The 26987-nt window shown below is 46.6% G+C and carries 23 protein-coding genes; 4 read left to right on the top strand and 19 right to left on the bottom strand.

From position 1 onward, the window contains the following. Nucleotides 1-180 precede the first annotated feature (180 nt). Complete coding sequence (mnmA, locus tag MKZ12_RS23115; RefSeq protein WP_150364602.1) at nt 181-1305, top strand: tRNA 2-thiouridine(34) synthase MnmA; 1125 nt, start codon at nt 181-183, stop codon at nt 1303-1305. Nucleotides 1306-1435: 130 nt separating this feature from the next. On the opposite strand, the gene crcB is transcribed toward mnmA, so the two are convergent. The 4 genes from crcB to MKZ12_RS23135 are packed head-to-tail and all read right to left on the bottom strand — an operon-like array spanning nt 1436 to nt 4464. Next, a complete protein-coding gene (gene crcB / locus MKZ12_RS23120; RefSeq protein ID WP_339256984.1) occupies nt 1436-1795 on the bottom strand; it encodes a fluoride efflux transporter CrcB in 360 nt (119 codons plus the stop codon). Then, entirely contained in the window at nt 1792-2193 is a 402-nt protein-coding gene (locus tag MKZ12_RS23125) for a CrcB family protein (RefSeq protein WP_339256985.1), read from the bottom strand. The genes crcB and MKZ12_RS23125 overlap by 4 nt, the downstream gene beginning before the upstream one ends. A gap of 33 nt (nt 2194-2226) precedes the next feature. After that, a complete protein-coding gene (locus MKZ12_RS23130; RefSeq protein ID WP_339236977.1) occupies nt 2227-3534 on the bottom strand; it encodes a replication-associated recombination protein A in 1308 nt (435 codons plus the stop codon). 42 nt (nt 3535-3576) lie between these two features. Next, complete coding sequence (locus MKZ12_RS23135; protein WP_339256987.1) at nt 3577-4464, bottom strand: LysR family transcriptional regulator; 888 nt, start codon at nt 4462-4464, stop codon at nt 3577-3579. 136 nt (nt 4465-4600) lie between these two features. On the opposite strand from MKZ12_RS23135, the gene MKZ12_RS23140 reads away from it, so the two are divergent. Beyond that, the gene (locus MKZ12_RS23140; protein WP_339256989.1) at nt 4601-5344 is read left to right on the top strand and encodes an SDR family NAD(P)-dependent oxidoreductase; all 744 of its coding nucleotides are present in this window, start codon (nt 4601-4603) and stop codon (nt 5342-5344) included. Beyond that, nucleotides 5341-6243, top strand: a complete 903-nt coding sequence (locus MKZ12_RS23145; RefSeq protein WP_339256991.1) for an EamA family transporter — start codon at nt 5341-5343, stop codon at nt 6241-6243. The genes MKZ12_RS23140 and MKZ12_RS23145 overlap by 4 nt, the downstream gene beginning before the upstream one ends. A gap of 125 nt (nt 6244-6368) precedes the next feature. Here MKZ12_RS23145 and MKZ12_RS23150 read toward each other — a convergent pair whose 3' ends face one another. The 15 genes from MKZ12_RS23150 to MKZ12_RS23220 all read right to left on the bottom strand — a co-directional run bounded on the left by MKZ12_RS23150 (nt 6369) and on the right by MKZ12_RS23220 (nt 25201). Then, nucleotides 6369-8549, bottom strand: coding sequence for a UvrD-helicase domain-containing protein (locus MKZ12_RS23150; protein ID WP_339256993.1), 2181 nt, complete (start codon nt 8547-8549; stop codon nt 6369-6371). Nucleotides 8550-8685: 136 nt separating this feature from the next. Further along, entirely contained in the window at nt 8686-8856 is a 171-nt protein-coding gene (locus MKZ12_RS23155) for a hypothetical protein (RefSeq protein WP_339236988.1), read from the bottom strand. 41 nt (nt 8857-8897) lie between these two features. Beyond that, on the bottom strand, nt 8898-9689 hold the full coding sequence (locus MKZ12_RS23160) for a DUF4097 family beta strand repeat-containing protein (RefSeq protein ID WP_339256995.1): 792 nt from the start codon (nt 9687-9689) through the stop codon (nt 8898-8900). Nucleotides 9690-9727: 38 nt separating this feature from the next. Continuing rightward, nucleotides 9728-10393, bottom strand: a complete 666-nt coding sequence (locus MKZ12_RS23165; protein WP_339236992.1) for a TetR/AcrR family transcriptional regulator — start codon at nt 10391-10393, stop codon at nt 9728-9730. Nucleotides 10394-10546: 153 nt separating this feature from the next. Beyond that, nucleotides 10547-12346, bottom strand: coding sequence for an ABC transporter ATP-binding protein (locus tag MKZ12_RS23170; protein ID WP_339256997.1), 1800 nt, complete (start codon nt 12344-12346; stop codon nt 10547-10549). 85 nt (nt 12347-12431) lie between these two features. Beyond that, entirely contained in the window at nt 12432-13730 is a 1299-nt protein-coding gene (locus MKZ12_RS23175) for an NCS2 family permease (protein WP_339236997.1), read from the bottom strand. 471 nt (nt 13731-14201) lie between these two features. Then, nucleotides 14202-14960, bottom strand: a complete 759-nt coding sequence (locus MKZ12_RS23180; protein ID WP_091020457.1) for a tRNA threonylcarbamoyladenosine dehydratase — start codon at nt 14958-14960, stop codon at nt 14202-14204. A gap of 18 nt (nt 14961-14978) precedes the next feature. After that, a complete protein-coding gene (aspS, locus tag MKZ12_RS23185; protein WP_091027644.1) occupies nt 14979-16757 on the bottom strand; it encodes an aspartate--tRNA ligase in 1779 nt (592 codons plus the stop codon). Between the two features lie 212 nt (nt 16758-16969). After that, nucleotides 16970-18223 (bottom strand): histidine--tRNA ligase, encoded by a 1254-nt coding sequence (gene hisS, locus MKZ12_RS23190; protein WP_339257000.1) that lies wholly within the window; start codon nt 18221-18223, stop codon nt 16970-16972. 822 nt (nt 18224-19045) lie between these two features. Beyond that, complete coding sequence (locus MKZ12_RS23195) at nt 19046-20314, bottom strand: SEC-C metal-binding domain-containing protein (protein ID WP_339257002.1); 1269 nt, start codon at nt 20312-20314, stop codon at nt 19046-19048. Nucleotides 20315-20982: 668 nt separating this feature from the next. Further along, complete coding sequence (locus tag MKZ12_RS23200; RefSeq protein WP_215074538.1) at nt 20983-21429, bottom strand: hypothetical protein; 447 nt, start codon at nt 21427-21429, stop codon at nt 20983-20985. Between the two features lie 105 nt (nt 21430-21534). Next, the gene (locus MKZ12_RS23205; protein WP_339237008.1) at nt 21535-22041 is read right to left on the bottom strand and encodes a type 1 glutamine amidotransferase domain-containing protein; all 507 of its coding nucleotides are present in this window, start codon (nt 22039-22041) and stop codon (nt 21535-21537) included. 264 nt (nt 22042-22305) lie between these two features. After that, nucleotides 22306-22473 carry a hypothetical protein gene (locus MKZ12_RS23210; protein ID WP_253440218.1) on the bottom strand — a complete coding sequence of 56 codons (168 nt, stop codon included), beginning with the start codon at nt 22471-22473 and terminating at the stop codon, nt 22306-22308. 91 nt (nt 22474-22564) lie between these two features. Further along, on the bottom strand, nt 22565-23011 hold the full coding sequence (gene dtd, locus MKZ12_RS23215; RefSeq protein WP_339257003.1) for a D-aminoacyl-tRNA deacylase: 447 nt from the start codon (nt 23009-23011) through the stop codon (nt 22565-22567). A 12-nt stretch (nt 23012-23023) separates the two neighbouring features. After that, on the bottom strand, nt 23024-25201 hold the full coding sequence (locus MKZ12_RS23220; RefSeq protein WP_339237014.1) for a bifunctional (p)ppGpp synthetase/guanosine-3',5'-bis(diphosphate) 3'-pyrophosphohydrolase: 2178 nt from the start codon (nt 25199-25201) through the stop codon (nt 23024-23026). Between the two features lie 373 nt (nt 25202-25574). On the opposite strand from MKZ12_RS23220, the gene uraA reads away from it, so the two are divergent. After that, the gene (gene uraA / locus MKZ12_RS23225) at nt 25575-26891 is read left to right on the top strand and encodes a uracil permease (protein ID WP_339257005.1); all 1317 of its coding nucleotides are present in this window, start codon (nt 25575-25577) and stop codon (nt 26889-26891) included. Nucleotides 26892-26987: the final 96 nt, after the last annotated feature.

The raw sequence follows: 26987 nt of genomic DNA on the forward strand, positions 1-26987 counted from the left end.
CATAACCCTCAGCTAATGTTAACATATCTGCATGCTTTATGGAAAAGAAAGATTGACGATATTCCAAAATGTGCGTCTGTGGTGGACACTATCCAAAATTGGCCGGGTGTATCGTATCTTGGGTCCGGTTATGCTAGAATAAGAAACGAAACACATTTATATATAGAAATGGTGATAACGATGTCCAAAACAATTGAAAATACACGGGTCGTCGTTGGCATGTCCGGAGGTGTCGATTCTTCTGTTACCGCGTTGCTGCTGAAAGAACAAGGTTACGATGTCATCGGCATTTTCATGAAAAACTGGGATGACACCGACGAGTTCGGCCACTGTACCGCTGAAGAAGATTCAGAGGATGTACGCCGCGTATGCGAACAGATCGGCATTCCTTACTACACTGTCAACTTCGAGAAAGAATATTTTGATAAAGTATTTACCTATTTCCTTGATGAATATAAGTCGGGTCGCACGCCAAATCCGGATGTCATGTGTAATCGTGAGATCAAATTTGGTGAATTCCTGAACAAAGCTCTGGATCTCGGCGCAGATTATGTAGCTACAGGACACTATGCTCGTCTGATTGAAGAAGATGGCACATTCAAACTACTGCGCGGTGTGGACAACAATAAGGACCAGACGTATTTCCTTAACGCACTCAATCAGAACCAGTTGTCCAAAGCCATGTTCCCGATTGGTCACTTGCCCAAACCGGAAGTACGCAAAATTGCAGAAGCGGCTGGCTTGTATACTGCCAAGAAAAAAGACAGCACAGGTGTCTGCTTCATCGGTGAGCGTAATTTCAAAGAGTTCCTGAGTAACTATCTGCCTGCCAAAGGTGGAGACATGGTTGATATCGTGACCGGTGAAGTCAAAGGCCGCCATGATGGTCTGATGTACTACACACTTGGACAGCGCCAAGGTCTTGGCATTGGTGGTTCAGGCAATGGTGAGCCCTGGTTCGTTGCAGACAAGAATCTGGAGAAAAATCAACTGCTTGTTGTTCAGGGCGATGCCCATGCAAGCCTGTACTCCACTGGTCTAACCGCAACGGGTGTGAACTGGATTGCTGGTACAGAGCACATGCCTAATGTGCCATACCGTTGTACTGCCAAATTCCGCTATCGTCAGCCGGATCAAGGTGTTACACTGACCTGGCAGGAAGATGGAAGTGTGGACGTGCAATTTGATCAGCAGCAAAAAGCCATCACGCCAGGACAAGCCGTTGTTTTCTACGACGGAGAAATCTGTCTGGGTGGGGGTACGATCGATCAGGTGCAAAAGGTACCTGTACCCGCAATGCAATAATAGAGCTTGTCCATAAAATGCGGATTATACACAATACCGTGTATCCCTATTAAAAAAGCCGTCTTTCATGTATACCATGAAGGATGGCTTTTTTCCTGCTTTTCTTTGCAAAATAAATAAAAATAGTTCGTTATGCAGTCAACCAGAATCCTGCCAAGGAGGCCAAAACCCCAACTCCAACCGAACTGACGACATAGAGCGCCGCGCTAGCGTATCGTTGACGACCCATAAGTCCTAACGTTTCATAGCCAAAAGTGGAGAATGTGGTGAACGCACCGCAGAATCCGGTTCCCCAGATCACCCAGATTACATCTGAGATCATTACCGATTGATGCCACCCGTATAACAGCCCCAGCAACAGTGAACCACTGATGTTAATGATCCATGTCCCCCATGGAAAAGTCGTTCCCAGCAAGCCCGAGACCCATTTGCCTAGACTGAAACGCAGTACTGCACCCAGTACACCAGCCAAACCAATCCATACGATCATGAGGCATCACCCTCTTGTCTTGGCGATCCCAACATACGCTGTCCGATGCTCATTCCCAACGCACAAAGCATTAATCCTGCTAACACACTTGCGATCATATAAAGGGCGGCATTCACCCATTCGCCCCCTTCGGATAAACGAACAATATCCAATGTAAACGTGGAGAACGTCGTAAATGCGCCGGTAAAACCTGTGCCAATTGCCAGTCGAAGTTGTGGTGTTATTTTGCCTGGAATAGCGATGGTAAAGAACCATCCTAAAAAAAGACTTCCCATTGCATTGATTAGCAGCACTGCCCAAGGGAACCCCCCGTAGACAGTTGGTATCGCTAACTGTATAGCATATCGGGTTAATGTCCCAAGAAATCCACCCGCTCCTATATACATAAGCTCTTTCATGTTGTGTGCATCTCCCGATTGATCTGTCTGTTCTTAAAATTCCCTGCGCCGCTGTTGGTTCAGCCTGATCTTCGATTCGTTGCCTTGTTCCGTTGCCTCATAGAATACTCTACGTGAAAGCTGTTTTGGTAAATATTCCTGTTTCACATAATGCCCCGGGTAATTGTGCGGATATTGATAGCCCTCATGCCCTAGTTTCACGGCACCCGAATAATGCGTATCTCGCAAGTGCAGCGGAACTTCTGCCGATTTCACTTCATCAATGGCGTTCATGGCTTTGGAGATGGCGGTGTATACCGCATTGGATTTTGGACTTTCGACCGCGAACAGAATCGCTTGTGCGATGTTCAGCTTGGCTTCGGGCCAGCCGTTATTCCGGTATGCATCAAGTGCTCCAATGGCCTGGGTCATGGCTTGCGGGTTCGCAAGCCCAATGTCTTCACTGCTTGCTGCAATCAGACGCCGGATGAAGGTCATTGGGTCCATACCGAGCTTCTCCACCGCGTATAGAAACCAGAATAGCGCCGCATCACTAGACCCCCGGATACTCTTGTGAAAAGCAGACAGCACATCATACTGGGTAGATTCATCGGCCTTCACAATAGGGCGCCGAATAGACTCTTCAGCTACACCAAGCGTAATATGAATGGAGCCATCCTTCTCCGGTGGCGTCGTCAACGCAGCCAGTTCAAGTGCGTTAAGCGCACGCCGAATATCCCCATTAGCCATCGTGGCAATATGCTCAAGCGCCTCATCGTCTGCCTGTAATTCCATGAACCCCAGACCTTTGTCCGCATCACTCAATGCTCTGCGCATCGCAATAAGGGAATGATCCTTGTTCAGCGATTCTAGCTGGAACAGAGTTGAACGGCTCATTAGGGCCCCATTGACGTAATGAAAGGGATTCTCTGTCGTCGCGCCGATAAAAATAATCGTGCCCTTCTCTACCGCTGGCAATAACGCATCCTGACGTGAGCTGTTAAACCGATGCACCTCATCGAGGAACAAAATGGTTTTGGTTCCATACAGCTGTTTGTTCGTTTGCGCCTGTTCGATGACTTCACGCACATCCTTGACAGAAGCTTCCACTGCATTCAGGCGAACGAACTGTCCCTGCGTTTGCTGAGAAATAATATGTGCCAGGGTTGTCTTGCCACATCCCGGAGGGCCATATAACAAGATGGACGAAATCTGATCCGCCTCGATGGCGCGCCGTAGTAATTTCCCCGGTCCAATAATATGTTCCTGTCCAATATATTCATCCAGATGCTCTGGCCGCATGCGGTCCGCGAGCAATCTGGCTTGTGGTTTGGAGTCCTGCTGAAACGAAAATAAATCCATTGCTTATCACTTCCTTAACGGATTGCCTTAACATGTGTACATTTACACTTCTGATGTATTACCACTCTCTATCATATCATACTCCCGTGGTAACATAGCTATAAATGCGCCAAGCGCACTGCTGACAAACGCATCCTTGCGTGTAATAAAACGAGTCATCATTCTACTTATGCCAGAAGGTAGCGAATGTTTGCGAAGATTTCCACTTGCGATTTGCTGCCGAATCACAATCTCTGGTAACAGAGAAATCCCCATTCCGGACGTCACTCCACTAATAATCGCCTCCAGCGTTCCAAACTCCATAATCACTGGACGATTTACCCCACTTGAGAGCAACCACTCCTCTAAAATCTGTCGGTAGGAGCATCCCATGCTGTAGACAAGGATCGGTTTACGGGTAAGCTCTTCTTCGGGCCCCACACCCGACGAGACCACAAATAACTCTTCATCATATACATCGATGGACTCGATATCGGGATGATCACAGGAACAACCAATGAAAGCCCCTTCCAATTCATACCCAATAACTTGATCAATAAGCATCTGCGAATTGCCCGTAGCCAGTGACAAGGACACTTCGGGATAATGTTGATAATATTTTGCAAAAAGCTCAGGTAAACGAACTGCTGCTGCCGTCTGAGTAGACCCTATTTGCAACGGACCCGATGGTGTGCTCGTCGCCCGTAGTGCCTTGGAAGCATCATTCAGCAAACCAATAATTTTATCCGCATACGTCAGCAGCATCTCTCCGGCTGGAGATAACGTCATGCCCCGGTTATGACGAATGAACAACGTTGTACCCACTTCTGCTTCCAGATGCCTGATACGTGCCGTTACATTGGATTGAACATACCCCAGTTTAGCAGCAGCTTTGGTCAGATTCCCTTCCTGTGCAACACACTGAAATATTCTAAGATCCCCGCTCTCCATGGTCCCCCCACTCTGACATCATTAAAAATGATATCCACTTCATTACCAATCATTATACTTCATGTGCAAACCGGACTACAATTCATGTAGATCCCTAACCAGTCCTCTGACTGGATGATGATAAGGAGTGTTCAGCATGACATACTGGAAAAATAGAGTTGCTTTGATCACAGGTGGCGGAACAGGCATAGGCCGTGCTGTAAGTCTAATGCTGGCTAAGCGTGGAGCGTTGGTCGCCGTCAACTATTCGCGCTCCAAAGATGCAGCAAGCGAGACTGTTCAACACATTTTGGATACGGGCGGCCATGCATTCGCCGTTCAAGCTAATGTTGCCAATGATCTTGATGTCCGGCGCATGGTCACCACAATAACTGAAACCTATGGCCCAATTACTGCACTTGTAAATAACGCCGGAATCACGCATCACATCCCCATGCACGATCTGGAGTCTGTTACAGATGACGTCTGGAATGAGCTGGTGGATGTGAATGTGAAAGGCATGTTTCATTGCGTGCGTGCAGTGACGGAAGGCATGAGACAGGCTGGTGGGGGTTCCATCGTGAATCTGGGCAGCATTGCAGGCAGTACGGGTTCTGGCTCATCCCTCCCTTACGCCGTCTCCAAAGCGGCAGTTCACGGCCTGACCTTATCCCTTGCGCATGCACTCTCACCACACATTCGGGTGAATGCTATCGTCCCTGGCGCAGTTGCTACAAGGTGGTGGGCTGGAAACGAGGAGCGAATGCATCGTCTCAGTGGAGAAGTATTATTGCAGAAAATTGCCTCGCCTGAGGATATCGCACACATGATCTGTGCTGCGCTTGAACAGCAATCCATGACCGGGCAGCTCATTACTGTAGATAGTGGACAAACGTTATGAACTCCAGACATGAAAAAGGTATCCGCACCATCCAACCCTTGAAGTATACAATTTTGATCATTCTGACAACGCTAATCATGGGTACTTCGTTTCCAATCGGCAAGATCGGTATGTTATATGCTCCACCTTTCCTGCTCATGGGTCTACGTTATGTACTGGCAGGCAGGTTGATGGCCTGGTATCTACGTAAACGCCCATTACCTACCCAGTGGCAGTCTTGGTTGAAAATAATCCTTATTGGCCTGTTCCAATCCGCAGGAGTGATGGGCTGCGCCTACTACAGCATGAACTGGATTACCTCTGGCGAATCGGCCATTATTACATTTACCAATCCGTTGCTGGTCATTATCCTCAGTGCTTTCTTATATAGACTGACCTACCGCTTCAGTCAGTGGATCGGTGTTATGCTCGGTTTCATGGGGATTATGTTAACCTTTGGATGGCAGATGAGTTTTAGTCCTGGCACCTGGATTGGATTCGGTGGTGCGATCTCCTTTGCCGTGTCCACAATGCTTATCAAACGCTGGGGCGATGACTACGATACTTTTGTCTTAACAGCCTATCAGATGCTCGCGGGAGGTGCTGCGCTTCTTCTACTGAGCGTATGGACTGAACATCCTCACTTTATAGTGAATACCACCTCGGTTATCGTACTGCTTTGGTTAACGCTTGTTTGCTCCATCATGCAATTCTCGCTTTGGTTTTATTTGCTGCAACATAGTGATCCGGCTCAAACCAGTTCCTATCTGTTCCTGGCACCATTCTTTGGTGTATTGTCGAGTTGGATCTTGCTGGGAGAACATGTCCAGTGGTTTGCATTGGCAGGTGGTTTACTCATTGCTATCGGCATATTCCTGGTGAACCGTCGCTCGTCCAGAATGGGAAATAGGGTAACATAACCCTAAACTTCCACTGTCGTTCTTTCTCAGAGGTTTAAGCATTCTTGCACAAATGCAGAAAAGGCATGCGCTTATGGGACATTTCCCCATGAACGTCATGCCTTTTAATGTTTAACAGACTTTATTCACCCAAGTTCTGGCCAACCCTGAATAGTTACGGGCTCGCCGCCCGGATTATGTGTTGCGGCTGCGTACTCTGGCAAATCACCATCATGGAAGAGCCACAATTCGTGCAAGGCCCGTGTACACCCCACGTACAACAGCTTTGCATCACCGGCATTCGGCAGATAATGCTTCTGATCTACGTCTGCCACGATAACGGCATCAAACTCCAACCCTTTGGACAGATAAACAGGTAAAACAGAGTGTCCACCCGTGTACTGCTTTTTGCCACCATCGATCAGGTTCAGATCCCAGCCTGCGGCCTGAAGGTCACGGTGAAGTTCCTCTGCTTCATGCAGGGTACGGGTCAGGATGGAGACCGTTCGGTAGTCTTTGACAGTTAACACCTTCAAAGCCTGCTCCAGACTTGCCGTCCGCCCTTCGCCTCCATAAGCCAATGTCCGAACCGGATCACCACTACGGAAAACAGGGATCGCCGTAATTCCGCTCTTGACACCACGTTCCAGAATCGTATTGGCATAGTCGATAATTTCCATCGTTGAACGATAACTTCGGGTCAATGCAAAGTATGCATTCTGCTCCTCAGGAAACAGAGAACTCATCTCATCCCACGCATGAACACCACGGTACTCATGAATCCCTTGGGACAAGTCACCCAGTATGGTGAAGGAATGCCCTTTGACGAACTGATCCAATAACGCCACATGAAAAGGGGAAAAGTCCTGCGCTTCATCGATCACGACATGATCGAACCGCTCCGAACCCTCAATATCATGAACCAATGTATGAATGTATACCAATGCAGGCAGATCCTCTTCACGGACGATATCCTGCTTCAGATCTGCTGCCGTTTGTTTCATGACCAATTTTGGAATAAGCCCGCTGAGCGAGGCTGGCACTGAGCCACCCTTTGCAGCTTTGAAAAGTTGTTTGTATAACGTAAGCGGCTCGTATTGAGGCCATTTTTTGGCATAAGCTTTCTCACGAGTAGATGCTTTTTTCTTGCGTTCTTTACGCACAGCTTCTGGCATCGGTTTCTTAAGTTCCATCTCAATCCAGCGGTGAACCCGCGCCATGACCCGTTCTTTGCGTTTGGCCAGCGGATAATGTTTGTATTCCTCACCGAACCAGTTCTCAATCTCCGTCTTGCTAAGCACCTTACCATCCCATGGACTGAAATCCATATCCGGTACGGAGTCCGCTTCCATCCCCGACAGCCACTCTCGAATAAGTTCCATGAAACGGATCGATCCTTTATACCGTCCAGGTACATCATCATTCAATTCAGGCCGTGCATCTGGTGTTTCGAACCAGGTGTTGAGCGTATCTGACGTATTCGCCAAAGACATCTCCAGCCCCAGCAGGTTCATCGCCCAATCCGGGAATGTCCGCTGCTGGATGTCCCCTACTCCGAGTTCCGGGAGCACATCCGAGATGTAATCCAGGAACATGTGGTTGGGTGCAAAAATAACCATTTTCTCCGCAGATACCTGCTCCTTGTACTGATACAGCAAAAAGGCCAGCCGATGCAGGGCAACCGTTGTTTTCCCGGATCCAGCCACACCCTGAATGATCAATGCGGTGTTTCTCGCCGCACGAATGATCAGATCCTGCTCCGCCTGAATCGTAGATACGATGTCACGGAGCTTGTTATCCTTGTTCTCCCCCAGACGATAAACGAGGAATTCATCAGATACCGCTGGCTGGTCGCTGTCACGGTTATATGTATCCGCCACACGTTCCAATATCCGCTGTCGAATGACAACGTTTCGTTTCAGGTACACCAGACCTTCAATTAGCCCTTCCGGGGCTTCATACGTTGCGGAGGCTTCGCCTCCTGTAAATGAGTAAAACAGGCTGGCGACAGGAGCACGCCAGTCGATGACGAGCGGATGCTCTCCCACCTCTTCGCGGTCTACGCCGACTTTGCCAATATACAGCGGTTTCCGTGCACCACTGCCCTGTTCTTCGAAATCCAAGCGTCCGAAATAGGGTTGCTGCGCGCTCTTGGACAAGGCGGTGCGGCGCTCTTCGCGTCCAGCTTCCAGCACTTGTTCTGTGAAGTCGTGGCCGGTATACACCGGAATATTTTGCAGTCGTTGCAACTGACTGTCCACTTCCTCCATCGTTCGCTCTAACCTGTACTCTTCTTCTTGATAGGCACTTTGAAAGCTGTCTGACATGTTTCAGTTACCTCCTAAGAATATGTTTTGCTCTGTATCGCCTAGATCTGGAAATACAAAAGGATACTTACTATATCACATAGGGCAATTGAAAGCCACATCCGTTTTGTAGGCTTACTTTTGTAATATATGAGGCTCATCTGAATTGATAATTAATGATGGCACTGACAAGCGCACAACAACCAAACAAAATAAACCACCAGGCCCACTTGTTTCTGGTCTGCCTGTGCCTGCTGTTCAATACGCCGTAAATCCCAATTAGCAATACGATGGTGGAAAAACTAATTCCTACGATCCAACCAGCCATGATATCTGCCCCCATTGTTTTCAGTACACACGATTAGTCTCTTATTTCCTGTGTTTTAAATGAAAAGCTCCTCCTCGAATATCCACTTGGAATTCACTTTTTCCACTTTTGTGTATTAGATTATTGCTGTCCCCGTGAAGGGGAGTCAAATCAAATTCACTTTTAAGTGCTCCTGATCTTTCTTTAAGTATAATTTGGAAACCTTCGTTATCTGGAATGGAGACTACTGCCTGTCCCCCCGTGGATACGGAATACAAGCTCTCCGGCATATTAAGACATTCCATATTTAAACTTCTGCCTGTAATGGTAAATTGCAAGTGACGGAATTCTCCCGAAATGTCGATTTTGGCTGAAGTGGATTGAAGATTGAATTTATCTGCACAAAGATGTTGTGCACTCACTGTGGATGCCACTGCGTACAATTCAAGCTCACCCATCTTCCCTGACAATTCTACACGACCTGAGGTGATCTTACATTGACAGCGAGTGGCCAGAAGTCGATTCAACCGGAGTTGTCCTCCTGTGGAGTTTAGCAAAATACGTTTATAAACCCGAGCTGGTAGATGAATTTTCAATGCTGTTCGACCTATATTTAACCCGATGAGACCTCTCATCTTTCTTCCGTCTACGATGTTTAAGGTTCCTCCACGTATGTCAACTTGCATCAGTCTTCGCTTGGAGAACCACACATCCGCATATTGCGTGACGTGAATCAGTTCATCCACACTCGGAAGAATACTGATATCTCCTGATAACCAATTTAGCTGTATATCATGAATGGATTGATCAATATCTAGGCTCTTGCATAGGGCAAGCTCACTATTTTTGAACATCGTTCCCATCTCCATTTCAAACAAGCATGTGTGTGTGCTTACTCCGGATTCACATAACCTCCCGTGCTGGCATGCCGATTGGTAATACGTTGAATAAGCTGTTCACTTACGATATCCACTCCCAAAAGCTTCATCATGTGCTGTAGAAACTTGAGTCTTTCCAATGTCTGTGCCTCATCCCGTCCAAAAAGAAGAGGGTTGATCCAGATATTAACGAGTAGCATGAAGATTTCAGCGCATTCCAGCGGATATTCGACAGAGATCGATCCATCACTCTTGCCTTGCTCCATGATATTGGCAATAATTCGTGCGTCTTTTAGAACACCCTTCCTGATTCCACCAAGTACAAACTGTGGATTCTTGATCTGAGTGCTTAGAACCTGATCAATGGAGTTAGACTGAATGCCAGGATCAACAATAATATTTTCCAAAATACTGATGAGCTTCTGTCTGGCATTCGGAGCATGCGTGTTCTGGATGAGTTCCATAAACATGTCTTCTGCCCGCCCAAGCTCCTTCTCCATCACTGCACTAAGGATATCCTCCTTGGACTTGAAATGATGATATATTGCACCTTTGGACATACCTAATTCATCTATAATGTCTTGAATACTGGTCTTTTCATATCCCTTTTCGGTAAACATTTGAGTTGAGACTGCCAGAATCAGGTCCAGTGTCTGCTCAGGGTATTTATTTCTGGCCATAATGCCCTCCTTATACATACCAACGGTCGGTATCTATAATATAGAGTATGTTGGTCCTACTGTAAATATGAGGAATTTCAAAAAAAAAAAAAAGGAAAAGGATCTCCGTTGAAATACCTCAGAGGTATAACGGAGATCCTGCAATAATGGGAATTACTCTTCGTTTTGTACTGTAGCTGCGTTTCCTTCCTGTGCCACAAACTGTTTCTGTGCTAATTCACGGTATACCGGATGATTGCCAATTAATTCAGCATGAGTTCCTGTTCCGGTCACATGTCCATGCTCTAGTACAACAATCTGATCGGAGTCCACCACGGTGGACAATCGGTGTGCGATCACGATTGTAGTTCTGCCCTCCATCAAATTGGACAATGCCTGCTGTACTTCATACTCCGAGGTACTGTCCAGACTGGACGTTGCTTCATCCAACATGAGAATGTCAGGACTTCGTAGTAGCGCCCGTGCAATAGCAATCCGCTGACGTTGTCCCCCGGATAACTTAATTCCCCTCTCGCCTACTTCCGTCTCATATCCCTGTGGCAACTTGTCGATAAAATCGGCAGAATAAGCCATCTCGGCAGCTCGACGGATCTCATCCATCGTGACCTCACGGTCCAATCCGTACGTGATATTGTCTTTGATCGTACCCGCCATAAGGGGACTTTCCTGAGATACATACCCAATCTTGCTGCGCCAGGATGACAAAGAATAGTCCGTTATCGCTTGTCCCCCATACGAAATATGGCCTGAATCGGGCATATAGAACTGCTCCATCAAAGAGAACAGTGTTGATTTACCGCTACCGCTTGGACCAACAATCGCGGTCACTTTACGTGTAGGTACCGTCAGATTAATTCCGTGCAACACTTCTTCACCTGTGACATAGGAAAAGTGTACATCATGGAACGCAATCGTCTCATTTCCTTTTGGAGCTACCTTGGTGCTGTGATGCGGCTCTTCCTCATCAGCAAGAATAGCTTGTATGCGCTCTGTCGCACCTACAACTTTTTGCAAACGGGAGTATAGTGTTGTGAACTGCCCCATTGGCATAATGACCTGGAACAACAGCAATATAAAGGCGACCAGTTCACCTGGTGACAGCATACCAGACGCTACACGCATTCCCCCTACACCAAGAATAACGACCAATACTGCCGTCATGACAAATGTAAACAAAGGACCGATCAGCGCAAGGATGCGTGCTTCCTGCAAGCCAAAAGCAAACATTTTACGAATCCGGGAATCCCCGGCTTCTGATTCCTGTTTCTCCGTTCCATAGGCTTTGACCAAGCGAATCTCACCAATAACCTGACTAAGTACGGATGTAAGACCTGCCATCTCATCCTGCTGTTTCTTGGAGATTTTGTACATCTTCCTCCCCACTGGCAACAGGATCAACAGCGTAAGTGGCACCAGACTCAGAATAATGAGTGACATCACCCAATCCAAATAAAAAAGTAACGCCACCCCACCTACAACGGCAACGATGTTCGACACAAAGGAGACCAGATAATCTGCAATCAACGTCATGATCTGGCTTGTATCATTCGTAATCCGGCTCATCGTATCGCCTGTCCGATTGCGATCGAAATATGGCATTCGCAGCGACAATACTTTGTTCCACAGCTTCGTGCGAAGTGTGGCGACCACACGTTGTCCTGCGTAATTTAACATATAAATGCTGATACCCGAGGCAATCGCCTGAATCACAAATGCACCGAGCAACAATAAAATAACCGATTTGTTCAGTGCCGAAGTGGTTAGTCCATCAATCAGACCTTTGGTCATCAGTGGCACAATCAGTCCGGCCGTCGTCTGAATCAAGGTCAGGATGAGGGCCAGGATCAGGATCAGTTTTGGCGGGTTCGTGGAAGCGATCAGCTTGACGAAATCCTTAAATCCTTTTTTTCCTACCTTCGGTTCCTTCTGCCCTGCTTGCTGCTGTTCTTCCATTCCCGTTCCTCCCGTTCTACATCTGCTCACCAGAAATCATACGTATGAACTTATATAACGTTGCCTTTTGTTGTATAACACAACTTTACAAGATGCCGTGCAGCACAAAATTGGCCAAAAAGAGGATGGATATGCCATACATGACCACAGGCACCTGTTTACCCTGACCTGCTGCCAGCTTCGCAAGTGGATAGGCAATAAATCCAAACGCCATCCCGTCCACGATGCTATATGTGAATGGAATCATGACCATGATCAGAAAAGCAGGAAAAGCCTCTGTAAAGTCACCAAAGTCCATATCTTTCACACCTTGCACCATCAGACCGCCAATAATGATCAAAATGGGTGCAATCGCACTGTCTGGAATGTAACCGAGCAGAGGGATGAAGAAAAAGGTTGCCCCAAACAACACGGCTGTAACGAGCGGAGTTAACCCTGTGCGTCCACCTGCGGCAATACCAGCTGTCGTCTCGGCGGCGGCCACTGGAGGACTGCTTCCAAATATGCCTGCCAGCACGGTACTAATCGATAGTGCCCGCAGACTTCCCTTGAAGCGCTTCGGACGACCAATCATCTGTGTCTGAGCTGTAATTAAACCGATATTTTCGAACACCACAATCAGCAGCAACAAAAATACCGCGATCCAGAATGCTACATCAGCCAGCTTCATCAAGGACAATTCACCAAACAAACCGCCATATTGACGTAGCGCATCCATCGCTGATACGGATTCACCCGGATTCACTGCTCCAAGTACATAGGCAAGACCTGTCCCGACCAAAATACTAATTAGAAGTCCGCCTTGCACATTACGGATAAATAAAATCAAGGCCAGCACCAGCGTAACGCAGGCTGTAATGACATTCGGATCATTAAAGTGACCAATCGCGACAAATGTGGTCTGGTGCGCGATAACGATTCCACTTTTTTGCAAACCAATAAACGTGAGAAACAAACCAATCCCCACCGTAATGCCATGCTGCAGATTTTTCGGGATTGCTTCGCTAATCATTTTGTATAATGACGTAAACGCAACAATGGCAAACAGTATACCTGTAACGGTTACAACAGCCAGCGCTTCTTGCCAGCTTAATTTCATGGAATGTACAAGTGTATACGTGAAAAATGCATTAATCCCCATTCCGGGTACAACGATAATCGGTGATTTTCCGCCAAATGCCATGAGTAAACAGCCTGCGATCGATGTCAGCAGGGTTCCAACCATAGCTGCCTGCAAAGGCATTCCGGCATCGGAAAGAATTGTAGCATTGACCATAACGATATAGACCACGGCAAAATAGGAAATGGCTCCCGCCACAACTTCCTTCTTCCACTGGTCTCCTGGCTCCATGCCAAGACGTCTGGCCATCCATCCGTGTTTCATTTCGTTCTATTCCCCTCTCTCTATATAAGCTGAATAACTGAGTATTTACACTCCACCACTACGTTAACAGAACAACCTTCCGATCGCTGTTATCCCCAGATTTTTTGTTTGAATTTTTAAATGTACGAATCCGGTGATAGCGTATGCTTCCGATGTAGCTTTCTTTAAGAAAGCTTTTAGGCGAACGCTCTGCTTCTTCAGGTTTCTTCTGTCCTCTTCGTTCTTGTGTAAACCTTATTCAGCTTATATAGCCGCAAATTCTTTTATGTATGTATCATCATTTCGCGCAGCAGTGAATATCATACACGGTTTTGACGTTGAAGTACATGACGTAACTCTGACATTTCTTCAGGAATGCGGTTCGTCTATCATAGACGTTTGATGTCTCATCCGCTCCATCTTCCGGGGTATAATCATACAAAAAAGCGCAGATGCCTTAAGGGCATCTACGCTTCTTCTGTTGGCAGCAAGTTATTGCTGCTTGTTCTCTGCAATTTCTAACAAATCCTTAATTGCAACACTGACCATAATCAGTCCGGCTACCGGAGGCACGAATGAGTTACTCGCAGGTGGCTGTTTGGCCTTGCGAATTTCCGGAGCATTCTCGGGAACGATTTTTTGGGTTACGTCCTCGCGCGGTTTCATCGGCTTTTCAGTCGAGAAGACCACTTTTACACCTTTTTTAATGCCGTCTTTACGAAGTGTGGTACGCACAACACGGGCAATCGGGTCCATGGTCGTTTTCGAAATATCCGCAACCTGGAATTTCGTTGGATCCATTTTATTCGCCGCACCCATGCTGGAAATCATCGGAATTTTACGTTTCAGGCACTCTTTAATGAGATGGATTTTGTAGATAATCGTGTCGGATGCATCCAGCACATAATCCAGTTCATATTTGAACAGTTCCTCATACGTTTCTTCCGTGTAAAACATATTCAATGCAATGGCATCACATTCCGGATTGATCAGTTTCACCCGTTCCACCATCAGGTCCGCTTTTTTCTGTCCCACTGTTGTGGTCAGCGCATGAATCTGGCGGTTGATGTTGGTAATGTCCACGACATCTTTATCAATCAGAATGATGCGTCCAACGCCGCTACGGGCAAGAGCTTCTACAGCAATTCCACCCACGCCGCCAATACCGAGCACAGCGACTGTACTATTTTTCAATGCGTCCAGACCTTCAGGTCCGATCGCAAGCTCTGTTCTTGAAAATTGATGGAGCATTGAGAATCGATGCCTCCTTTATTTCTTTTCCGCTACCGGTTTACGGGCTACGCGAATATGAAGTTGTTCCAATTGCGAGTCATCCACTTCGGAAGGTGCATTCATCAGCAGATCCGTTGCACTTGCCGTTTTCGGGAAGGCAATCGTTTCACGCAAATTCGTGCGGCCCGCCAGCAACATCACCAAACGGTCAAGACCAAAGGCAATTCCGCCATGCGGTGGAGTTCCATATTCGAATGCTTCCAGCAGGTAGCCGAATTTCTCATTCGCTACTTCTGGAGAGAGTCCAAGGGCAGCAAACATTTTCTCCTGAACGTCACGTTTGTAGATACGCATCGAACCGCCACCTACTTCATAACCATTGAGAACAAGGTCATAGGCTTGAGCACGAATAGCACCCGGGTCTGTGTCGAACAGATGTACATCTTCGTCTTTTGGACGTGTGAACGGATGGTGTTCTGCCACATAACGTTTAGCGTCTTCATCATATCCAAGGAGTGGGAAGTCCACAACCCAAGCAAATTTGAATTTGCTGTCATCGATCAGGCCGAGTTGACGGCCGATTTTCAGACGCAATGCGCCCAGTACGTCAGCAACCACTTTTTTCGTGTCTGCGGAGAAGAGCAACAAGTCGCCATCCTCAGCACCTGTACGTTCTTTGACAGCTTCGATTTCTTCAGGCGTGAAGAACTTCACGATTGGCCCTTTGAACTCGCCGTCTTTTACTTGAATCCAAGCCAGACCTTTCGCACCGTAACGTGCAGCAAATGGTCCGAGATCATCAATCTCTTTACGACTCCATGTGCCACAACCTTTAGCGTTGAGCACTTTCACTTCTCCACCTTTTTCGATGACGGAAGCAAATACTTTCACACCACTGTTTGCTACGATATCGTTCATTTCAACCAGTTCCATACCGAAGCGCAGATCTGGTTTGTCTGAACCGTATTTACCCATTGCATCTGCATACGTAATCCGTTGGAAAGGCAGTTCCAGCTCAATGCCTTTTGTTTCGCGCAACAATTTAGCCATCAGTTCTTCCATCATTGGCAGCAAGTCATCCTGTTGCAGGAAGGAAGTCTCGATGTCGACTTGCGTGAATTCGGGTTGACGGTCTGCACGCAGATCCTCATCCCGGAAACAGCGAGCGATCTGATAATAACGCTCAAGTCCACCCACCATCAGCAATTGTTTGTAGATTTGTGGGGATTGTGGCAAAGCGAAGAATTCACCTTCATGCACACGGCTCGGTACGAGATAATCACGCGCACCTTCCGGGGAGCTCTTCGTCAGGATTGGTGTTTCCACTTCAACGAACTCTTCGCCATCCAGGTAGTCACGGAACACTTTGGATGCTTTGGAACGCAGTTTCAGTGTTTCAAACATTTCCGGACGACGCAGGTCCAGGTAACGATATTTCAAACGAAGGGATTCATCCACTTCTACACCATCTTCAATGAAGAATGGAGGTGTTTTGGCTGCGTTCAGCACTTCGATTTCAGTGATTTGAACTTCAATTTCGCCAGTAGGCAGGTTTTTGTTCACTGTTTCTGCATCACGTTTAACGACTTTACCCGTTACAGCGATAACATACTCGCTACGTACACGATCTGCAATTTGCAGAGCTTCGCCGGAATAAGCCGGGTTAAAGACAACTTGTACAATCCCGCTGCGGTCACGCAGATCGATGAAGAGTACGCCCCCCAAGTCACGACGGGTTTGAACCCAACCGTTCAATGTTACTGTTTCACCGATGTGTGCGGGTGTTAATGCGCCGCAATGATGACTTCTTTTCATAACCAAACTCCTCATTATGTGAATTTCCGTTCTGCATGGGCAAGTGGTACCTGCTCTTCAACAGTCCGGTTACGTGTAGATCATGTATTCGAAAAGGCTTGTTACCTCTGGCTCACCAGCTCCCCATTCGTTAGAAACGTTGATGAACCTCAGTAATTTTGCCGGATCAATGTGTTAATGGAACGTTTTAATCTCCATGTTACAGTTCGTGCTTATTTACTTTCGCGAATGGCTGATACCAGATCATCAAGCTTCACGGTTTGTTGCTCTCCCGTATCCATCGACTTGAGGGCGATCTCACCACGCTCCAGCTCGTCATCACCAAGGATGGCGGTATAGCGGGATTTGAAACGATCAGCTGATTTCATCTGTGCTTTCATCTTGCGGCCCAGATAATCACGTTCCCCAGACAGTCCAGACTGACGAATTTTGAACAACAGTCGGTTCACTTCACGATCAGCGGCCTCTCCCAGAGCAACAAAGTACACATCCAGTGGAGCGAGCGTAGTCACCTCAATATTTTGGTGCTCCAGAATCAGTTGAATACGCTCCAGACCAATACCGAAGCCGATGCCCGGCTGATCAGGTCCGCCGATATCTCCAACGAGACCATTGTACCGGCCACCGCCACCAACCGTATCAATTGCTCCAATCCCTTGGGCTTTTAATTCGAACGCAGTCAGCGTGTAATAATCCAAGCCCCGTACCAGACGATTGTTCACAGCATAATCTACTCCGAAATCATCCAGGTATGCCTGCAGCTTGGCAAAGTGACTCAAAGACTCTTCATCCAGGCTGTCCAGTATGGACGGTGCCCCTACGAATTTGTCCTGATCGACTTTGCAGTCGAGTACACGCAGCGGATTACGCTCCATCCGGGACTGACAGTCCTTGCACAGGCTGTCTTTCATTGGTCTGAGGAACCCAAGCAACGTCTCCCGGTATTCTGCACGGCTGGTCGAGTTACCAACGGAGTTGATCTCCACTTTAACATCCTTCAAGCCGAGCTCTACACACAACTGGTAGCCCAGTGCGATGACTTCGGCATCAATCGCCGGGTCCAGTGCACCGATGGCTTCTACACCAAACTGGTGGAACTGACGCTGACGACCTGCCTGCGGACGCTCATACCGGAACATCGGACCGATGTAATACAACTTGCTCACATCCGGTTCGCCGTAGATTTTATTCTCTACATACGCACGGACAACACCGGCTGTTCCCTCTGGACGAAGAGTCATGCTGCGATTGCCTTTGTCATCAAAGGTATACATTTCTTTCTCAACGATATCGGTAGTCTCTCCTACACCACGTACAAATAAAGAAGTCTGTTCGAAGATCGGTGTACGAATCTCGCGGTAATTAAACCGTCGACACAGATCTCGTGCTTTTTCTTCTACGTACTGCCATTTCTCGACAACTCCAGGAAGTAAGTCCTGCGTCCCCGTCGGTTTTTGAAAAGCCATCTTGATCCCTCCAGCATTGATTTTTTTCTCTAAAAGTTAAAAAATTCTACACGTGATCACTGCGCGGGCAGAACAACCTTACAATCGCTGTTATCCTCAGATTTTTTAAATTTTCATTCTAAATGTGAAAATCCGGTGATAGCATATGCTTCCGATGCAGCTTTCTTTCAGAAAGCTTTCAGGCGAACGCTTCGCTTTTACAGGTTTTTTCTGCCCTCTCCGTTTTTGTGTATTCCTTTTAAATCAACTTATATAACAAAAAAATCCCTCGCCCTGTCGCTGTATATACAGCAAACAAAGGGACGAGAGATTGTGTAATATACATTCACCCGTGGTACCACCCACATTTCGGAAACCTGACACTTTAGCCGTTCAGGTGATCTCTGATGATTCAGGATTGCCTATTGCACCCTGATCAAGCAGATATTCCGCTCTACGTGTAACGCACGTCCTGCGCAGGCCGGCTACTGTTTAACAGATCATGTCTGCCATGTTCGCCGTCTGTTCTCGGGGAAGTCATTCGTCCGCTCATCAAGAGAATCCTTACAGCCCTGGGGATTCCTCTCTGGTCATGTGGGCACGGAGTACTTGGTCCCGTCATCAAATCAGTAATATAGTTCAAAAATCGACTTGTATTGACTATAGTCAACGTATTATTTTCTGATTGTAATGAACCGCAGTGCTAAAGTCAAGGGTTAACATGAAAAGATAGCATTAAAAAAATTCTAAGCACACGCCGTACTGGATAGAGAGTACACTCCAATTATGGCGGATAGAAGCTGGATTCCTCAAACGAATTCCAACTCCAATCCCTACATAACTCTATTGTTTCAGCATCCACTTCAGCAGATCAGGCATGCTCGCCCATAGACGGGAGTGCATAATGACATATTCAATCGCTTCATTGGAATCGCCCATTCCGACAAAATCAGGGAGGTTATGCGGCAGGCGTTTCAAACCCAGCAGGTAATCCGGCACATGTTTGTTCATCCCCCGAGCCACACGGTACAGCTTTTCGAGCTGCGAGGTTATTCCATTTTTCTTATACTCCAGAATGATCTGGTCATAGGCAAAGGCCGTTGAGGCGCCACCTTTTCCATACTTCTCCATCAATTGTTCTGCATGCTTCAATTGGTTGCTGTACAAATACACAGCAGCGAGCAGATAACGTGCTCCGGTATTGTCTTCTGTATTAAGTTCCAACATACGCTCCAGGGTTTGTGCAGCTTCTTGGGTATCCCCACCAAACCAGCAAGATTCCGCGTAGCTTTTGCATACCCGGATATATGGACGAGTCTCTTGAAGCCCCCAGAAGTGCCCTTTGTTCTTCTCAAAAAACAGGTCACCCAGTTCGCGTTCTCCAGCAGCAATTCCGGCCTTGAGGTAAGCCCGTGCATCTGATTCGTTGTCCGATTCCTCAGCCAGTATAAGATATGCATCCGAGCTGTCAGGATATACCTCCAGCACCGTTTTCGCCAGTTGTATTCTGCGTTTGGCAGAACTGGCTTCCCTCGCCTTATGTAGCAGAGCCTCCGCTTTGTCCTTTGGTGTACCTGGACCGTTCAGCACCATTAGCTCGTCCGTTTCGCCGCCCATTCCGTATTCTTCAATGTAACTGAACATCTCATTGACCTTCCGGGAGATCGTACCTGTCGTTACCTCATATTTAGTGGCCATATCAGGTTTTGAGACATTGAAGCCGTATTCCTCGGACAGCAAATATTCAATTGCAGCACAGAAGGAACCTGTCTTCTTCACAGTGGGGCGCGTCTGGCGGGAATAACCGTTCCATAACATCAGAGCTTCCGAAATCAGCTCTCCCTCGTATTGGTTCCGCATGTTCTCAATCAGCTCCAGGGCCAACTGTTCGTGAGAAGGATGTTCCCATTTCAGCTCTTGCGTTACCATCCTTTTCAGTTTGGTTGGAGTCAGCTTGCTCTCAGGCTGAACTGTAGCTTCTTGGACAGGCTGCTCCGTTGATATCAGGCGCAGTATAGATTCTGCGGGTGAGGACTCCTTATTCAAACAGCACTTCTTATATTTTTTCCCACTTCCGCATGGGCATAACTCATTTCTTCCAACCTTACTCAAAACTAATTCCCCCTTAAATCTGTCACTAGCCAGTTGTATGAGAACACAGTTGCATTAACATTTAGGTGCCGTTTCTCGTACGAGGCATTCTATATGATTTGCAGTTTCCAGCGAGCAAGCAGAACGGCTACCCCGCCCTTGTATAAGGACGGGGGGCGTTTCTGCGAGTATTAGAAGGATTAGAGACAACCCGAAACTCCTTTTATACTGTTCATGTGCAATAAGGCGGTTCTCTCTGGCGATGTGTTCCTCATACACACTGTCGTTGAATTGCATTCGCCTGAGCCCAAATGCTAAATGCTTGCTTTATGCTTGATATACCATCCGATGAAGCTAAACTATGAAACAACTGGCTTTAATATATTCGAATCCATTCCTCTATTCTAGCAAAAATTATATAAAGGGGTAAGCTTTACACAAAACATATACATTTTCATTCCAAAAAAATAGCCTGCACACGGTGTGCAGGCTCAAAAGATATATAAAAAAAGGGGGTCATGTGTGTTATTATAAGCCCACTATGTTAAAGGCTTATGTAACTAATATTACAGTAATATTACAAAAATGATAGCGCTTTATTTCTTTAAAAAGTATAGACATAATTAAAAGCCCTTGCACATTACTCGACTCTGTAGTCAAGCAGTGCAAGGGCAAAAGGGATCTACACGTTAATTCAGTTCTTCCACATAGGCATGGTTGGAACGAAGCTTATGAACAATCTCGTCATAATCCTCATCCCTTACTTTGGCAGACAGAACATAGTGCAGATCATCATAATCGGCCGAAGACACGTCCGCAGCATCCAGCATGTCTCCATCCTCATTCACTCTGTCACGAGAGTCCCGTTCTGCATCACGATCCACATTGGATACCACAGGGATCACATTTTCGCTGGCTGGAACACCGGGAGCGGCACCAACACCCATTGCTCCGTTCGTGCCTACGCCACCCGCAGTATTATATGGTACCAGTGGTACCATAACCCGCGTGTCTCTACCAATCGCACTATCGAGTTGACCTACTTCCAAATGCTCTGTACGGAACGTCTGAAGTGAGGTTCTTGCTCCCTCCGCCTCGTCTTCGGTTCGAAAATACGCCTGAATATGTTTTGTCATGTCAAACCCTCCTTTTTCGGAATGAAATGCAAACGTGAAGTTTGTATAAGTCACGATGTAACGTAGTTACAATACTTCAATGTATGTCAGTTAAAACTGGTGAAGTTAAATCACTTTTAGCAGTTCACGCACAAATGCTGGCTCATCTTCAGGCGTTCGGGATGTAATATAGTTTCCATCCACAACAGCCTCATGATCCTTGAACTCTGCTCCTGCGTTTACCATGTCATCCTTGAGCGGTGGATAGGATGTAATCGTACGGCCTTTCAACAGATCGGCACTAGCCAAAATCTGCGGACCATGGCATATCGCCGCGATTGGTTTCTTCGCACTGTTGATCTCGGTGACAAACTTCAAGATGTGCGCATCACTTCGCAAATTCTCAGGGGATGATCCACCAGGAATCACGACTGCATCATACTCTGAAGCGGATGCGTCAGCAATCGCCTTATCTGTCGTATAGGAGGCTTTTCCTCCTTTACCTTTAAGGGTCTCACCAGCTTTTAAACCGATAATCTCCACTTCGTGTCCAGCTTTTTTTACTTCGTCATACGGCACCTGCATCTCCGAATCTTCAAAGTCATTCGCCAATAAAAAAGCAACTTTACTCATAATGTATGTTCTCCTTTCCGTGTTCGAACTTTCTTTATGAATCGGGCCTTGCAGTACAATGGCACTTCGTTGTGCCTCGTTTTGTTATTACCCTCACCAGAGCAATTTATAACAATCCGATGTAATTTCATTTTCTAGGAAAATCGACTAACGAGTATTTTATAAAAATCAACTCATGACAAAAAGACCTGATTCGGTGAGGAATCAGGTCTTTTTCAAAATCTGTATAATCCAAATTTCAGATGTTTATACAAGTGTGGACAATCAAGATCGCGGAAGATGACTCTGTTTCCCTTTGTCGGAATCCTCAAGTGCCCAGATCGTTGCAACACACTCAGCAGCCGCACGGGCAAGATGCAATGATTCATACAGGTTGCCAGGGAGTAACAAAGGTTCTGTACGGATACGTGTTTCTTTCGCAGATTGGCGCATAATTGGCTGGATACTCCTTTGATCATAAAATAGTCATCAACGAATTATCCTTCATTATGGCCTGAACCCGAAGAAATTATGCACGTGGTTCCTAACGAACCGGACTTTCAAGCATCAAAGTCACGGGTCCCCAGTTGGTAAATGTTACATCCATCATCGCTCCGAAACGGCCGGTTTCAACCTGAATCCCTTTATCTCGTAAAAGTTGATTAAACGTCTCATATAAACGTTCTGCCGCTTCCGGTCGGGCCGCAGCTGCAAAGCTAGGACGCTTTCCTTTGCGACAATCTCCGTACAGGGTGAACTGGGAAACGGACAGTACAGCACCGCCTACATCAAGCAGGCTGAGGTTCATCTTCTCCTGATCATCCTCAAATATCCGTAACCCGCTAATTTTGTCAGCCAGATACTGAGCATCCTTCTCCGTGTCCTCATGGGTAATACCTACGAGCAACATTAATCCGGATTCGATCTTACCCGTCAGATCGTCTCCCACAGTCACCTGAGCCTCTTTACAGCGTTGAACAAGCACCCTCATCTTACAGGCTCCTTACTGCATAATCCGATGCACCGAATAGACATCTTTCACCCGTTTGATCCGATCTACAACGGATTGCAGATGATCCGTATTACGAATCAGAATTGTGACGTGCACCAATGCTAATTTATTTTTATCTGTCCGTCCGGTAACGGCAGAAATATTGGTTTTACTTTCAGATACAGCCTGAAGTACCTCATTAAGCAAGCCATTCCGATCATGGCCTGTAATCTCAATATCCACACTGTAACTCGCTTCGATATTCTCTTCCCACTCGACCTCAATAACACGTGCTGCTTCTTCTCCGTCTGCACTTGTCGGAATATTCGGACAGTCACTACGGTGCACGGAAACGCCGCGTCCGCGTGTAACGTATCCGATAATGTCATCCCCAGGCACAGGATTACAGCATCGTGCAAATCGAACAAGCAGATTATCGATGCCCTTGACACGAATGCCGTTGGTTGGTCGATTTCTCCGTTCAGGTGCAGGTTTCAGCTCGCGCATCTCGGAATTTAATTCCAGCAAACTGGACTCTTCCTGCTCTTTACGCAGCTTTTCTGTTGCTTTGGTTACGATCTGTGCAGCAGTAATTCCACCGAAGCCAACAGCGGCAAGCATGTCCTCAATATCATTAAACGCATATTTTTTGGCAGCTTCCATCAACTTGTCATCCGTCATCCACGCAGAAGGATCAAGCCCCATGCGTTTCAGTTCACGCTCACAGCTCTCCCGACCTTTTTCAACGTTTTCTTCACGGCGTTCCTTCTTAAACCATTGTTTGATCTTCGCTCGTGCATGAGAAGATTTCGCAATTTTCAGCCAGTCCTGACTAGGTCCGTAAGAATGTTTGGACGTCAAAATTTCGATGATATCACCTGTCTTCAGATGATAGTCCAGCGGAACAATTCGACCGTTCACTTTGGCACCGATGGTCCGATTACCAACCTCCGTATGGATTCGATAAGCAAAATCCAAAGGAACAGACCCGATTGGCAATTCAATGACTTCTCCTTTTGGAGTAAATACAAATACAAGATCCGAGAAGAAATCCATTTTGAGCGATTCTACGAATTCTGACGCGTCCTGTGCTTCATTTTGGAGTTCAAGAATTTCGCGGAAGAACGTAATTTTATCTTCAAATTGCGGACCTGCCGCTGCGCCTTCCTTATATGCCCAGTGAGCAGCGATACCAAATTCAGCAGTCCGGTGCATATCCCATGTCCGAATCTGTACCTCGGTTGGTTCGCCATTGGGACCGACTACTGTTGTATGCAGCGATTGATACATATTCGCCTTAGGCATTGCAATGTAGTCTTTAAAGCGTCCAGGCATCGGTTTCCATAACGTGTGTATAATTCCCAGGGTAGCATAACAATCCTTGATATTATCCACAATAATACGAATGGCAAGCAGATCATAAATTTCATTAAACTGCTTGTTTTTGGTCGTCATTTTCTTGAACACGCTGTAGATATGCTTCGGACGGCCAGAAAGGTCTGCCTGAATGCCCATCTCATCGAGCTTGTTCGTAATTCCGTCCATAACCGTATCGATATATTGCTCACGTTCGGCACGCTTTTTGTGCATCAGGTTCGCAATACGGTAATATTGCTGCGGATTCAAATAACGGAGGGCGATGTCCTCCATTTCCCATTTGATCGCAGAGATCCCCAGACGGTTCGCAATCGGACAGAAAATTTCCAGCGTCTCATATGAAATCCGGCGCTGGCTTTCTTCCGATTGAAACTTGAGTGTCCGCATATTATGCAGACGGTCAGCCAATTTGATCACGATGACACGGATGTCCTGCGCCATGGCGATGAACATTTTGCGGTAGTTCTCGTTCTGCTGTTCTTCCTTGGAGCGGAACTTAATACGTTCCAGCTTCGTCAAGCCGTCAACAAGCATGGCACACGTATTGCCGAAATGATTGCGGATCTCTTCAAGTGAGACCGTAGTATCCTCTACTACATCATGAAGAAGCGCTGCTATTATGGAGATGGTGTCCATCTGCATGTTCACAACAATGTCGGCAACCGCAAGCGGATGCAGAATATACGGTTCTCCCGATTTTCGCGTCTGTCCATGGTGGGCCTGATCAGCAAATTCGTAAGCTTCTCGTATGCGCACCAGATCGGGTTCTTTGATATATGCCCCGGCCTTCTCGAGTAATTGCTCTATGCCCATTCTGATCTGTTCCGTGTCCTTTCTATACCAAATGGAACCCGTGACATTGCTGCAACACAGGTTCCCCGTAAAAGTAATTTCCTATAATTATGACGCTTCGCCCGTTTCCCGTCAACTGCTGACGAATAAGAGCGCTTATCCATTTTTTATATTGGTGCTCTGTATTACTTTTAACCGGTTTCCCTATGACTCACAAGGGATTGAATGCATTTTTTATTTCTTATGTATTATTGCCGTTATTTGCTGAAATAGAAGGATAATTCATGAAAATATAAATTCCATCGCTCTGCTGCGTCAAAAATGTTATTGCTTAATTAAGAGAAACTCTGTAATCTATTGAAAGTTTGTGTTTCGGAAAAGGAGATGAAATTCATTGCAACGCGAAATTCAGGTTAATCAAAAGATGCCACTTGGCTCAGGTTCACTGCTTAGCCTTCAGCATTTGTTCGCCATGTTTGGCAGTACGGTGCTTGTACCAAACCTGTTCGGTGTCGATCCAAGTATGATCCTGCTGATGAACGGAATTGGAACACTATTGTACATACTGATGTGTAAAGGAAAGATACCCGCATATCTTGGTTCCAGTTTTGCCTTTATCGCACCTGTCACAATGGTATTAAAACAACATCCAGAGAATGGCTACTCCATGGCACTTGGAGCTTTTATCATAACAGGACTTGTTTTCTGTCTCGTGGCCCTCATTATTAAATTTGCGGGTACCGGATGGATTAACGTAGTCTTCCCACCAGCGGTTATGGGCGCGATCGTTGCTCTGATTGGTCTGGAGCTTGTACCTGTGGCTGCAGGAATGGCTGGATTGATTAATTCTGATCCCGTGGCTAACCCCAATTGGGTGCCTCAAGCCAAACCCATTATTTTATCCTTGGCTACGCTTGGCATCACGGTCATTGGTGCAGTAACGTTCCGTGGATTCCCCAAAATCATTCATATTCTAATCGGTATTGTAGTTGGTTATATTCTTGGTTACTCTATGGGTCTGGTTGATAAACAAGCTATTGGAAACGCAGATTTCATCTCACTGCCAACCGTAACCACACCTACATTTGACTGGTCCGTTATTTTCACCATTTTACCTGTAGCGCTTGTCGTTATCGTAGAGCATATCGGACATTTGCTTGTAACGAGCAGCATTGTGGGCAAGGATCTTTCGAAAGACCCGGGCCTTCATCGTTCCCTGCTCGGTAACGGGGTCTCCACCATCCTTTCCGGGTTTGTAGGATCTACTCCCAATACAACTTATGGTGAGAACATCGGTGTTATGGCACTGACTCGCGTCTACTCCACATATGTCATTGGTGGGGCAGCGGTTATTGCCATCGTGCTCTCCTTCTCAGGAACATTCTCGGCGCTTGTAGCCAACATTCCTGTACCTGTAATGGGTGGAGTATCACTACTTCTCTTCGGGGTTATTGCAGCATCGGGTCTGCGTATTTTGGTTGAACAGAAAGTCGACTTTGCCAAGCCAACCAATCTGCTGCTTACCACACTTGTACTGGTCATTGGACTGAGTGGTACTGAGGTTGTCTTCTACGGCGTTCATCTAAAAGGAATGGCACTGGCAACCATCGTCGGAATCCTGATGAGCTTATTGTTCAAACTGTTTGAAGTAATGGGTTGGTTGAATGACGATTCGCAGAAACAGCCTATCACTGAAAAAACACCTGATTAATTTCACAGTATCGTATATAAATCAAAAAAGCCTGTTCTATCCAACCTCAATGGTTGGATAGAACAGGCTTTTTTATAATCATTAATGCTGTATATT

Source organism: Paenibacillus sp. FSL R5-0713 (assembly GCF_037973325.1).
In the GTDB taxonomy this organism is placed as follows: domain Bacteria; phylum Bacillota; class Bacilli; order Paenibacillales; family Paenibacillaceae; genus Paenibacillus.